The organism is Sphingomonas sp. 1F27F7B (assembly GCF_005503355.1).
GTDB lineage: Bacteria > Pseudomonadota > Alphaproteobacteria > Sphingomonadales > Sphingomonadaceae > Sphingomonas.
Genome location: NZ_SCMK01000028.1, coordinates 43,229 through 55,283, shown reverse-complemented (window position 1 = coordinate 55,283; position 12,055 = coordinate 43,229). Strand labels below are relative to the sequence as shown.

At 67.0% G+C, this 12,055-nt stretch carries 14 protein-coding genes; 6 read left to right on the top strand and 8 right to left on the bottom strand.

Annotation, left to right across the window (positions count from 1 at the left end; translation table 11 throughout):
* Window positions 1–196: 196 nt before the first annotated feature.
* Window positions 197–1,654, bottom strand: coding sequence for an alpha/beta hydrolase (locus tag FFS08_RS20375; RefSeq protein ID WP_137864835.1), 1,458 nt, complete (start codon window positions 1,652–1,654; stop codon window positions 197–199).
* A 52-nt stretch (window positions 1,655–1,706) separates the two neighbouring features.
* Complete coding sequence (locus FFS08_RS20370) at window positions 1,707–2,093, bottom strand: MerR family transcriptional regulator (protein ID WP_137864834.1); 387 nt, start codon at window positions 2,091–2,093, stop codon at window positions 1,707–1,709.
* A 45-nt stretch (window positions 2,094–2,138) separates the two neighbouring features.
* Here FFS08_RS20370 and FFS08_RS20365 point away from each other — a divergent pair, with 45 nt between their 5' ends.
* Together FFS08_RS20365 and FFS08_RS20360 are read left to right on the top strand one after the other, a co-directional pair.
* Complete coding sequence (locus FFS08_RS20365; protein WP_137864833.1) at window positions 2,139–2,897, top strand: glutaredoxin family protein; 759 nt, start codon at window positions 2,139–2,141, stop codon at window positions 2,895–2,897.
* A gap of 118 nt (window positions 2,898–3,015) precedes the next feature.
* A complete protein-coding gene (locus FFS08_RS20360; protein ID WP_137864832.1) occupies window positions 3,016–4,299 on the top strand; it encodes an alkaline phosphatase family protein in 1,284 nt (427 codons plus the stop codon).
* Between the two features lie 257 nt (window positions 4,300–4,556).
* On the opposite strand, the gene FFS08_RS20355 is transcribed toward FFS08_RS20360, so the two are convergent.
* From FFS08_RS20355 to lipB, 3 genes are all read right to left on the bottom strand, one after another.
* Entirely contained in the window at window positions 4,557–5,237 is a 681-nt protein-coding gene (locus FFS08_RS20355; RefSeq protein ID WP_137864831.1) for a hypothetical protein, read from the bottom strand.
* A 183-nt stretch (window positions 5,238–5,420) separates the two neighbouring features.
* On the bottom strand, window positions 5,421–5,657 hold the full coding sequence (locus tag FFS08_RS20350) for a hypothetical protein (RefSeq protein ID WP_086131019.1): 237 nt from the start codon (window positions 5,655–5,657) through the stop codon (window positions 5,421–5,423).
* Between the two features lie 114 nt (window positions 5,658–5,771).
* Complete coding sequence (gene lipB / locus FFS08_RS20345) at window positions 5,772–6,419, bottom strand: lipoyl(octanoyl) transferase LipB (RefSeq protein ID WP_171012732.1); 648 nt, start codon at window positions 6,417–6,419, stop codon at window positions 5,772–5,774.
* A gap of 89 nt (window positions 6,420–6,508) precedes the next feature.
* On the opposite strand from lipB, the gene FFS08_RS20340 reads away from it, so the two are divergent.
* Both FFS08_RS20340 and FFS08_RS20335 read left to right on the top strand, forming a co-directional pair.
* A complete protein-coding gene (locus FFS08_RS20340; RefSeq protein WP_137864830.1) occupies window positions 6,509–7,342 on the top strand; it encodes a glycerophosphoryl diester phosphodiesterase membrane domain-containing protein in 834 nt (277 codons plus the stop codon).
* The gene (locus FFS08_RS20335) at window positions 7,339–8,037 is read left to right on the top strand and encodes a hypothetical protein (protein ID WP_137864829.1); all 699 of its coding nucleotides are present in this window, start codon (window positions 7,339–7,341) and stop codon (window positions 8,035–8,037) included. Before FFS08_RS20340 ends, FFS08_RS20335 begins: the two co-directional genes overlap by 4 nt.
* Here the strand turns inward: FFS08_RS20335 and FFS08_RS20330 are convergent.
* The 3 genes from FFS08_RS20330 to FFS08_RS20320 form a co-directional block, all read right to left on the bottom strand.
* Window positions 8,010–8,600: a GNAT family N-acetyltransferase gene (locus FFS08_RS20330; RefSeq protein WP_137864828.1), complete on the bottom strand. Its 591-nt coding sequence runs from the start codon at window positions 8,598–8,600 to the stop codon at window positions 8,010–8,012. The genes FFS08_RS20335 and FFS08_RS20330 overlap by 28 nt on opposite strands.
* 124 nt (window positions 8,601–8,724) lie before the next feature.
* The gene (gene hemF / locus FFS08_RS20325) at window positions 8,725–9,567 is read right to left on the bottom strand and encodes an oxygen-dependent coproporphyrinogen oxidase (protein ID WP_137864827.1); all 843 of its coding nucleotides are present in this window, start codon (window positions 9,565–9,567) and stop codon (window positions 8,725–8,727) included.
* On the bottom strand, window positions 9,564–10,016 hold the full coding sequence (locus FFS08_RS20320) for a tRNA (cytidine(34)-2'-O)-methyltransferase (protein WP_137864826.1): 453 nt from the start codon (window positions 10,014–10,016) through the stop codon (window positions 9,564–9,566). The genes hemF and FFS08_RS20320 overlap by 4 nt, the downstream gene beginning before the upstream one ends.
* Before the next feature lie 201 nt (window positions 10,017–10,217).
* On the opposite strand from FFS08_RS20320, the gene petA reads away from it, so the two are divergent.
* Both petA and FFS08_RS20310 read left to right on the top strand, forming a co-directional pair.
* Window positions 10,218–10,769, top strand: a complete 552-nt coding sequence (petA, locus tag FFS08_RS20315) for a ubiquinol-cytochrome c reductase iron-sulfur subunit (RefSeq protein WP_137864825.1) — start codon at window positions 10,218–10,220, stop codon at window positions 10,767–10,769.
* A gap of 12 nt (window positions 10,770–10,781) precedes the next feature.
* On the top strand, window positions 10,782–12,041 hold the full coding sequence (locus FFS08_RS20310) for a cytochrome b (protein WP_137864824.1): 1,260 nt from the start codon (window positions 10,782–10,784) through the stop codon (window positions 12,039–12,041).
* Window positions 12,042–12,055 lie beyond the last annotated feature (14 nt).

Genomic DNA, 12,055 nt, shown 5'->3' with positions numbered 1-12,055 from the left:
CCAGCCCCCTGCTCCCGCCCCGCATATCGCCCTCCCCGCGACTTCGTTTCGCCCGAGGAACGGAGCGACGACTGAACCCGGAATGAACCGGCGGCCGGTTAGCGGCGGGATGCGGCGCGGATCGGATGAAGCGCCGCTTGCGCCCGGCGCCGGCAAGGCATGAGATGCGCGCATGCCGCGCTGATCGCGCGCTGGTTCAGCCGCCGGCCGAGGGCAGCACGAAGCTGACCGGCGCCGCCTCGACTCGGCTGGGCAGCCCCATCATCCCGCCTTCCCGCAGGAAGCGCAGCGCCGCCGCGGCGACGTCCGGATGGTCGCGCAGCAGCGGCATCGGGCCGTTGTGCTGCCCGCGATGGACGATCAGCGCCCGGGCATTAGGGAACCAGGGCAGCAGGTCGAGCAGATTCTCCATCGGCGTGTTCGCGTCCCAATCGCCCTGGACGAACAGGATCGGCGTCTCGTCGCGCACCGGCAGACGGAAGCCGTCGCCCAGATCCATGGTCGGCCACATTCCGGCCGAGCCCAGATAGGACGCGAAGTTCCAGCGGCCGAGCATGTCGAGCGCGGGATCGCTCTCGAGCTGCGCCAGCCGCGCCGGGGTGACGCCGGTTGCGGTATCGATCAGCGGGCCGATCAGCGCCTGGGTGCCCGCCTTGCGCCCCTCCGCCACTTCCCGCGCCCAGGCCTGGTAGCGGCCATGATGGAGATCGATGACGAAGGCCGGCCACCGCGCGGCGTTGACCACCTTGGCGAACAGCGCCTGCTGATAGTCGCCGAGCCCGATGACGACCTTGCCCTCCGGCAGGTCGATGGTGATCGGGCCCCGCGCGAAGCGATCGCGCACCGTGCGCGCCGCCGCGATCAGCCCGCCCTGGGGGATGAACGGCCGGAGCGCCGGGTCCTGCTCCGCCTCGAAGGCGACGCGCTGGAGCACGGCGAAGACATGGCTGGGCATGTCATAGCCGTTGTTCAGCGGCTCGGCCGAGGCGATCAGCGCGCGCGCCACCGTGCCGGGGTGGCGCTTCAGCACTGCGAAGCTCCATTGCGAGCCGAAGCTGGCGCCCATCAGGCTCATCTTCGAATAGCCGAGCGCCCGGCGCACCGCGTCGACATCGTCGGCGCATTCGGCGATCGTGTAGCCGGCCAGGTCGCGCCCCGGATTGGCGGTGGCGGCACCGTGCGCGAGCCCGCGCATCACCGCGACATCGTCCTCGATCGTCGAGGGCCGGTCGAGCGGCATCGCCGGATAGCGCAGCTCCAGCATGTCGCCGCGCAGCGTGTAGCCGCGCTGCTCGACGATCACGAGATCGTTGGCCGCGCTATAGTCGAGCCATGTCCCCAGCCTGCGCCTGGCCGCCGGGCTCTGGTCGCCGATCGTGTCGAGCATGGTAACGCCGGGGCCGCCGACGAGCAGGAAGATCGGCGGCTGGCCGTTCGGCTTCGCGGCCTTGATCCGCAGCACGCCCACCGCGATTCGCCGGCCATCGGGCCTGGCGCGGTTTTCCGGCACTTCGATCGCGCCAATCTCGTAGCGGACCGGGCGGCCGTCCGCCGCGGTCTCGGTGCCCGGCGCGAGGGAAAGTGCATCCTTCGCCGATGCGGGCATGGCCCCCGCCAGCCCCAACGCCACGATCAGCCCGATCAGAATCCGCATCTGCCCCTCCCCGTTTCGCGCCATGGTGGCGGGCGCGAAATGAACGGCGGATTTATCCTTCGAACGCCGTGAGGATCGGGCACGGCCCCGCATCGCCTCCGCCGCATTCGTGCGCCAGCCTGGCAAGCGCGTCGCGTGCGGCGGCAAGCTCGGCGATCTTGCGGTCGAGCACCAGGATCTGCTCGCGGGCCAGGGCGCGGGCGCGAGGCCGGTCGTCGCGCGCGTCGAGCGCGAGCAGCTCGCCGATCTGCTCCAGCGTGAAGCCCGCGGCCTGGGCCGAGCGGATGAAGCGCAACCGGCGTACCTCCTGCGCGCCATATCGCCGCACCCCGCCATGATAGCCGCGCTCGGGCTCGGCGAGCAGCCCGCGGCGCTGATAGTAGCGGATCGTCTCGACGCCGACGCCGCCTGCCTCCGCCAATTTTCCGATCGTCAGCATTCCGCCTTGACTCCGTACCATGGTACGGACCGTATATGGGCGCTCATGACTGGAAACGCAAAGCGCGCGACGCTCTATCGCATGGTAATGCCCGATCATGTCTGCCCTTATGGCATCAAGTCCAAATGGCAGCTCGAGCGGCACGGCTATACGGTGGACGACCATTGGCTGACGACGCGGGAAGCAACCGACGCGTTCAAGTGGGAGCACAGCGTGCAGACCACGCCGCAGACCTTCATCGACGGTAAGCGGATCGGCGGCAATGACGACCTGACCCGCTTCTTCGGCGGCAAGGTCGCCGAGCCGGGCGCGACCAGCTATCGCCCGGTGATCGCGCTGTTCGCCATGACGGCGGCGATGGCGATGGCGGCGAGCTTCGCGGCGACCGGCTCGCCCTTCACGGTGCGCGCGGCCGAATGGTTCGTAAGCTTCAGCATGTGCGTGCTCGCGATGCTCAAGCTCCAGGACATCGAGAAATTCTCGTCGATGTTCCTCAACTATGATCTGCTCGCGCGGCGCTGGGTGCCCTATGCCTATGCCTATCCGTTCCTGGAGGGGCTGGCGGGCGTGCTGATGGCCGCGGGCGCGCTCTCCTGGTTCGCCGCGCCGCTGGGCCTGACCATCGGCACGATCGGCGCGGTTTCGGTGTTCAAGGCAGTCTATGTCGATCGGCGCACGCTCAAATGCGCCTGTGTGGGGGGCAGCAGCAACGTGCCCCTGGGCTTCGTCTCGCTGACCGAGAATCTGTTCATGATCGGCATGGCGCTGTGGATGATCGCCGGGCCTGGCGGCATGGCGATGTAGGCACGGGAGGTCCGCCACCCCCAGGGCGGGACGGCGCCCGGCCGCGCATGGTTTGCCCGGCCGGGCGCCGGCATGTAACGACTTACCCCGGCAACATTTCGCTGTCAGGGGGCCGCGCATGCGCTGGTATTCGAAAATCGCCGCCGCGGCACTGGCCGCCATTCTCCAGGCCTGTGCGACTGCGCCGGTCGCCGCGCCGCCGCCCGCCGCGGCGCCCGCTCCGGCCGTGGCGGAGCAGCGCCCGCCGGTGACGATCCTGGTCTCGATCGACGGCTTTCGTTCGGATTATCTGACGCGCGGCGTGACGCCCAATCTCTCGCGCCTCGCCGCCGGCGGCGTCACCGCGCCGATGCACCCGAGTTTCCCGTCCAAGACTTTTCCCAACCACTGGACGCTGGTGACCGGCCTCTATCCCGACCATCACGGCATCACCGCCAACAAGATGGAGGATGCGGCCCGGCCGAAGGAAGTCTTCACCATGGCGAGCGACGACCCGTTCTGGTGGAACGCGGCCGCGCCGATCTGGGTCGATGCCGAGAAGGCGGGCATCCGCACCGCGACGGAATTCTGGCCCGGCGCGAACGTGGCGATCGGCGGCGCGAAGGCGGACAAATGGCCTTATGAGATTCAGGGCGGCACGCGGCCGAGCGACTGGGCGCAGTTCAACCAGGCGATCCCCGGAAAGCAGCGCGTCGACGCGGTGATCGACTGGCTGCGCCGCCCCGCCGCGACCCGGCCGAAATTCCTGACCGTCTATTTCGACACGATCGACAATGCCGGCCATATGTACGGCCCGGACGACGCGCGCACCACCGATGCGGTGGCGGACATCGACCGGACGATCGGCCGGCTGCTCGACGGACTGGCGGAGCTCGGCCAGCCCGCGAACCTGGTCATCGTCGCCGATCACGGCATGGCGCAAACCAGCGGCAAGCGTGCGATCTCGATCAACAAGCTCCTCAAGGCCGAGGACTATCATCTGGTCGAATCCGGCCCCTATCTGAGCCTGATCCCCACCCCGGGCCGCGAGGCAGCGGTGGAGAAGGCGCTGCTCGGCAAGCACGCGCATTTCGAGTGCTGGCGCAAGGGGGAGATCCCCGCGCGCTTCCACTATGGCACCAATCCGCGGATCCCCCCGATCTTTTGCCTGGCGGAAACCGGCTGGCAGGTCGGCGAGAAGGATATCGACCCCGACCAGATCGGCGGCAATCACGGCTTCGACAACATGGCCCCGGAGATGACCGCGCTGTTCATCGCCAACGGCCCGGCCTTCCGCCCGGCGACGCTGCCGGCCTTCACCAATGTCGACGTCTATCCGCTGCTGCGCGACCTGATCGGCCTGCCGCCCAAGGCCGGGGTGGACGGCACCGACGCGCCGTTCCGGGACGTGCTGGTCAAATAGTCCGCCCACCCCGCCTTCGCGGGATGACGAGGTTTGCTGAACGAGTCTTGGCCCCAGGTTGGGGACTCATATTCCTTCAATCGTCATCCCCGCGTAAGCGGGGATCCAGGGCCAGACGCGGAACCGGGACGGCAGGGCGCTGCCCTCTCCGGACGGCGTTCGCGCGGTGGTGCCGATATCCCGCATTATCCTGGATCCCCGCCTGCGCGGGGATGACGAAGGAAAATCAGATACTTGTTTGGGTTCTCAACCCCGGCTCAGTCGAGCAGCAACGGGCCGCACTTCTTGACTTGGTACTGGCCCTTCTTCCAGCACTTTTCGTTGCCGAAGGGCGGCATCTTCACGCCGTACATGCCGGTGATGATATAGCCCGACGGACGATATTGCTCGCCCCAGGGGCCGAGGCTGGCACGCAGCTCCTTCATGCGGTCCTGCGCCAGGTCGCCGAACTTGCCCGGCTTCACGAACACGGCATCGTGGCCGATTGCGGCGGCCGTCTGGCAGAAAGAGAGCTGCCCCTGAACAGTCGAGAACCCGGAGTAGATACGGGTGCCGTACTTGTCGAGCTCTAGCTGGCCCTGCTTCTTGTTCTTGTACGCTCGTTCAAAATATTTCTCGAGCGTAGCGTATGAATCACGCAGTTCGATCGCGTGATCCTTGATCAGCGAATTATAATTGTCGACCGACAACAGGGTCGGCTCGAACTGGCACTGGAGCGCCGCGACATTGAGCGCGGCACGCAGGTTCCAGGCGAGCGCGGCGCGCAGCTCGGTGGCGGTGGCGCCCGGCAATGCCGGGCCGGTCATCCCCGGCTCCGCGCCGGTGACTCGCCCGCTCTCCAGATTGGCGGGCTTGAGAAAGAATTGCGCCGAAGCCGGCGCGGATACGAACAGGCCGATCCCCCCGGCCAGCATAAGTGCGATACGCGATGCGAGCATGCTGCCCTCGAAACTACCAGTTGACCCCGTGCGCACGGGTTACGGCGTTCCGAGTCCGGGTTGAAGCCCCTTTTTTACCATTCGGGCCGTGCCATACCGGCATTTCATCGCAAAACCGGAATCGAAAAAGGCCGCCCGGTCGCCCGGACGGCCCTTTCTTCAAACACCCTGCCGGGCGCGCGATCAGTGCGCGTTGGTGGTGTTGGTCTCGACGGTGGTGGTGTTCTCGACCACGGCGCCGTTCTCGGTGGCGGCGGCGTCGATGTTGGTGACCATGGTGTCGGTGGTCACGTTCTCGGTCGGAACGACTTCGGTGGTGTTGGTCACGTTGGTCGACTCGTTGCTGGTGCACGCCGAGGCCAGGAGGGCCGCGCCGGCGATCATCGAGCCCGCAACGATCTTCGAAATGACTGCACGCATGTAGAAAGCTCCCTAGATTATGGATTTGGATTACGGTTACGCCGTTTAATACCCAAACCGGAGTGGACATTAGACGGTTCGGGCAAACCCCTCAAGACTCGATTTGACCTGCGCTCAGGTGAGAGCGTCCAAAAATGGCAAAAATGTGGCATGGAGCGCGGAATCGAATTGCCGGGATGTTACCGGCTTGCCGAGCGCGGCGGCGCTGGTGACGGGGAACTCGGCGATGCCGCAGGGGACAATGCCGTTGAAATCGCCCAGGTTCGGCGAGAGGTTCACGGCAAAGCCGTGCATCGTCACCCATTGCCGGATCCGCACGCCGATCGCGCCGATCTTCGCTTCCCGGCCGGTCTGGTCGATCGTCCAGATGCCGATGCGCCCCTCGGCGCGGAACGCCTCGATCCCCAGCTCGCCCAGCGCGGCGATCACCCAGCCCTCGACGGCATGGACATAGCCGCGCACGTCGCGCTTCCGCTGGCGCAGGTCGAGCATCAGATAGCCGATGCGCTGGCCGGGTCCGTGATATGTGTAGCGCCCGCCGCGCCCGGTGCGGAACACGGGGAAGCGCGGGTCGATCAGTTCGCCAGCGTCGGTGGCGCTGGTGCCGGCGGTATAGACGCTCGGATGCTCGAGCAGCCAGACGCGTTCGGGCGCGGTGCCGGCGGTCAGCGCGGCGGCGTGCGCCTCCATCTCGGCCAGCGCGGCGCCATATTCGATCGGCTCCGGCGCGACCCGCCATTCGATATCCTGGTTCATCGACATGCGAATTGCGCATCCGAAAGCGATTGCGCAAGCATTGGCAACATAATGCGCGCCCGCTAACACCGCCTGCGAGGGAGGAGATCGGGCGCATGGCGAAGATGGGCACCGTCTGGGATCGGACGGCGGAGTTTCTGGGTGACAATCTGGGCGCGACCCTGCCCGTGGCGCTGCTCGCCTTTTTCGTGCCGGCCTCGATCGAGGGCAGCTTCCAGGCGGCCAAGGCCGGGGGCAGCCCCGAGCTGGTGCTGTCGCTCTATCTCGTCCAGCTTGCCTTCGGTATCCTCTCGCTCTGGGGTTCGCTCACCATCTCGGCGATGGCGCTCGACGTGGCGAGCGCCCGCGGCGCGGGAGCGATCGGGCGCGCCCGGCTGCTGCCGGCGCTCGCGGTCTCGGTGCTGCTGTTCGCGGTGATGTTCGTGCTGGTGCTGCCGATCCCGCTGGCGCTGCAGCTGAGCGGATACGACCTGATGGAGATCGCCCGCGGCACCAATGTCGGGCTCGGGCCGCAGATCGCGGGCGGCATCGCGCTCTACGGGCTGGCGCTGCTCGCGCTTCTCCTGTGGGTCGGCGCGCGGCTGTTCGTCACCAATCCGGTGATCGTGCGCGAGAAGCGGATGTTCTCCGCGCTGCGCCAATCGTGGAAGCTCACGCGCGGCATGACCTGGCGGATCATCGGCGTGATCCTGCTCTTCGCGCTCGTCTCCTGGGTCTCGATGCTGGCGGCCAACATGGTGTTCGGCAGCATCTTCGCGCTCGTGGCCGGCGGCCCGGCGGAGGGTGTCACGCTGGCCGGGGTGCTCACCTCGATCGTCGTCGCCGCGGTCCAGACGGGCTTCACCGTGCTGGTGCCTGTCTTCACCGCCAAGCTCTATTTGGCGCTCGCGGCCGATGCCGGGCTGCGCGAAGGCGCGTTCCGGGCATGAAACTGAATTATGACGGTGTCCTTGCCGACGCAGCCGCGATGTGGCGCGCCAATCGCGAGGTGTTGCTGGCTGTCGCGGGCATCTTCTATCTGCTGCCGGTCTTCGCGTTCGACCTGTTCGTGCCGCGGCCTGCCATCGAGAAGCTGGCGGACGATGCGCTCATGGAGGCGGTCCGCGGATGGTATGCTGCGAATCTGCCCTGGCTGGCGCTATCGATCGCCGCGCAGCTGTTTGGCGGGGCGGCGATGCTCGTGCTGTTGCTCGATTCCAAGCGGCCGACCGTGGGGCAGGCCATTGCTCGCGTCACCGGCCTCTTGCCTGGGCTGGTCTTCGCGATGTTCGCCACTGGCGTGCTCGTTGGCCTCGGCTTGCTGCTGATCGTGCCCGGGCTCTACGCGATCGGGCGCTGCTATCTTGTCTGGGCGGTGATAGTTGCCGAGCCCGAACGCGGGCCGTTCGACGGATTCGCCGAGGCGATGCGCCGCAGCCGCGGCAATGGCTGGCGCCTGCTCGGACTGAGCATGGCGGTGATGATTCCGCTCTCCTTCCTGAGCCAGCTCTTGCCGGCGGCTCCCCAGGGCCAGGTCGCCAACGTGGTGACGGCGCTGCTGGCCGGTGGATTCGCAACCGTGGCGGGGATTGCCCAGCTGTTGCTCCAGGCTGCGGCCTATCGGGTGATCAGGCAGGGGATCTGAGGCGCCGCGCCGGGCGCCAGCACGCCGGCCAGCCGCGGATCCGCGAACGTCTCCACCGTGCGCTTGTAGGGCGTGAAGCCGTGCCTGCGGTAGAAGCCGAGCGCTCCTGGATGGTCGAGCGTGCAGGTGTGCACCCAGACGCGCGTCACGTCCGGCGTCCAGGCGAGCATCAGCGCATGCGCCATCAGCCAGTTGCCATGTCCCTTGCCCGCCAGCTCCGGGACCAGCCCGACAAAGCCCAGCTCGCAAGTCGCCTCGGCGCGGAAGTCGAGTTCGAGCATCCCCACTTCGATCCCCGTGCGATCGACCGCCGCGAAGACGTGGACGCGGGGATCGTGGAGGATCGTGGCGAGCCGCTCCTCGTCCATCACCAGTCGCGAGAACCATAGCCAGGGCTCGCCGACGCGCCGGAACAGCGCGCGATATTTGCCCGGATCGGGCGCGCTCCAGCGCACCAGCCGCAGCGGCGAATCGGGCAGCGGCCGCGGCCGCGGCCGCTCCAGCATCTCGAGCGACGTGACGACGGTTGCGATCTGGTCGTCGGCTACGGGAATCAGGCCCATCTTCCCTCCTTCGTCCCGGCCCCCATTTCGTCATCCCCGCGAAGGCGGGGATCCAGAGTCGGGCAGGTCGTCGTTCCGTTACCCTGGCTTCCCGCCTTCGCGGGGATGACGGAGAGAATGGAAGTCACGACCATGCCGCGAGCGGGGGCAGGCTCATCAGGATCGCGTCGATGTTGCCGCCGGTCTTGAGTCCGAACAGCGTGCCCCGGTCGTAGATCAGGTTGAACTCGGTATAGCGGCCGCGCCATTCGAGCTGGCGCTGCCTGTCGGCCTCGCCGAACGCCGTGCCCATCCGCCGGCGCACGATCCGCGGATAGACCTCCAGGAACGCGCGGCCGACATCCTGGGTGAAGGCGAAGTCCGCTTCCCAGTCCTTCTCGAGGTGATCGTAGAAGATGCCGCCCACGCCGCGATGCACCTTGCGGTGCGGGATATAGAAATATTCGTCCGCCCATTGCTTGAAGCGCGGATAGTGCGCGGGATCGTGCCCATCGCACGCCGCCTTCAGCACCGCATGGAACTCCTCGGTGTCCTCGGCCCGGGGGAGGGGCGGGTTCAGGTCGGCGCCGCCGCCGAACCAGCGCCTGGTGGTGGTCAGGAAGCGCGTGTTCATGTGCACGGCGGGCACGTGCGGATTGGCCATGTGTGCGACCAGGCTGATGCCGGTGGCGAAGAATTTGGGGTCCTCGCCCGCGCCGTGGATCGACTTGGCGAACTCGCCCTCGAAGGTGCCGCCCACGGTGGAGACGTTGACGCCCACTTTCTCGAACACCTTGCCCTTCATCGCGCCGCGCACGCCGCCTCCGCCGGGCGCGCCGCTCGGATCGGTGCGGTCCCAGGCGATATATTCGAACTTCGCATCCGATCCCGCCTCGGCCTCGATTGCTTCGAATTCGGCGCAGATCGCGGTGCGCAGGCTCTCGAACCAGGTGCGGGCCCGCTGCTGCTGTTCGTCCGGCTCGATCATTGTTCGGGGAATCCATCTGTCTGGCGCAGCGCTTCGGCAAGCGCGATGCCCGCCGACACGGCGAGGTTCAAGGAGCGCAGGCCGGCGCGGATCGGGATGCGCACGGCAAGGTCGGCGCGTTCGTGCACATGATCGGGCGCGCCGCGGCTCTCGGAGCCGAACAGCAGCGTGTCGCCCGGCTGGAAGACCGCCTGGGTGAGCGGGATCGATCCGCGGGTGGTGAAGAGAATCACCCGGCCCGGCAGCTTTTCGGCGAAGGCATGGAAATCGACGTGGCGGACCACGTCGGCCTGGCCGCCATAATCCATCGCGGCGCGGCGCAGGGCCGCGTCGTTCCAGGCGAATCCCATCGGCTCGATCAGATCCACGGGCGCACCGAAACAGGCGCCGAGGCGCAGCACGGCACCCACATTGCCGGCGATATCGGGCTCGAACAGGGCAAGTCGCATGGTCGCGCTCCTAGCCTTCTCTTCCCTTGCGTAACAAGTCGCTCAAAATCCCTGTTGCGGAAGCGCTTGGGCGCCGTCTATCAGGCCAGCTGGCTTAATCGGGAGACACCGGTGGGCCGCGAGGGGGGCCTTAGCGCCCGTGTCTGCGTCACGTCCTACCCGCGCGTTCGCCGCGGCAAGTTCGAAGTGCAAGGGGTAAACATGGCAATTGAAGGCGATCTGGCCGGTCCTGAAAACCCCCGCCGCCGCGATTATCTCCAGTATGCCGCCGTTTCGGTGGCGGCTGTCGGTGCCGGCGTCGTGGTGCTTCCGTTGGTCAATTCGATGAACCCGTCGGCCGATGTGCTCGCGCAGTCCACCACCGAGGTGGACGTGTCGAAGATCGAGCCGGGCCAGGCAATCAAGACGAGCTTCCGCAAGCAGCCGCTGTTCGTGCGCAACCTGACGCCCAAGGAGATCGCCGAGGCGGACGCGGTGCCGCTCTCCAGCCTGCGCGATCCGCAGACGCTGGAGCAGCGCACGGCGAAGGGCCACACCAACTGGCTGATCACGCTGGGCGTCTGCACGCATCTCGGCTGCGTGCCGCTGGGCGCGGGCGAGGGCGAGAATCGCGGGCCGTTCGGCGGCTATTTCTGCCCCTGCCACGGCTCGGCCTATGATACCGCCGGCCGCATCCGCCAGGGGCCGGCGCCGAAGAACCTCGAGGTTCCAAAATATAATTTCACGTCCGACTCTGTCGTCGTGGTTGGGTGAGGATAGAGCGCGATGAGCTTTCCCTGGGCCAAGCAATATGAGCCGAAGCATCCGCTGATGCAGTGGGTGGACGCGCGTCTGCCCCTGCCGCGCTTCGTCTACAACGCCGTCGGCGCCGGTTATCCGGTGCCGCGCAACCTCAACTACTGGTGGAACTTCGGCGTGCTCGCCGGGGTGGCGCTGGTCTGCCAGCTGATCACCGGCATCGTCCTGGCGATGCACTTTCATTCGTCGGCCGCGGGCGCCTTCGATTCGGTGAATGTCGGCATCATGCGCGACGTGAACGCGGGCTGGTTCCTGCGCTTCGCCCACGCCAACGGCGCCTCGATGTTCTTCGTGGTGATCTACATCCACATGTTCCGCGGCCTCTATTACGGGTCGTACAAGGCGCCGCGCGAGATGGTGTGGCTGCTGGGCGTGGTCATCTTCCTGCTGCTGATGGCGACTGCCTTCATGGGCTATGTGCTCCCCTGGGGGCAGATGAGCTTCTGGGGGGCGCAGGTGATCACCGGCTTCTTCTCGGCAATCCCGGTGGTCGGCGACTGGGTGCGCATCTGGCTGCTCGGCGGCTATGCGCCGGACGATGCCGCGCTGAACCGCTTCTTCTCGCTCCACTATCTGCTGCCCTTCGTGATCGCGGGCGCCGTGATCCTCCACATCTGGGCGCTGCACATCCCGGGCTCGTCGAACCCGACGGGCGTCGAGGTGAAGGGCGAGCAGGATACCGTGCCGTTCCATCCCTATTACACGGCGAAGGACGGCCTGGGCGTGGTGGTCTTCCTGATCGCCTTCTCGGCGCTGATCTTCTTCGCGCCGGACATGCTGGGCCATCCGGACAACTATATCCCGGCCAACCCGCTCTCCACGCCGGCGCACATCGTTCCCGAATGGTATTTCTGGCCGTTCTACGCGATCCTGCGCGCCTTTACCGCGGACTTCATCCTGCCGGCGAAGCTGTGGGGCGTGCTGGCGATGTTCGGCTCGATCCTGCTCCTGTTCTTCCTGCCCTGGCTCGACAAGTCGCCGGTGCGCTCGGGCAGCTATCGTCCGATGTACCGGGTCGCCTTCTGGGTGCTCGTGGTGGACGTGCTGGTGCTCGGCTATTGCGGCGGCTCGCCGGCCGAGCCGGTGTACGTGATCGTCAGCCAGATCGCGGCGGCTTATTATTTCGCGCATTTCCTGATCGTCGTGCCGATCATCTCGCACCTGGAAACGCCGAAGCCGCTGCCGGGCTCGATCACCGAGGCCGTGCTGGCCAAGACCGGCGCGTAAGGGGGACTGGGAAC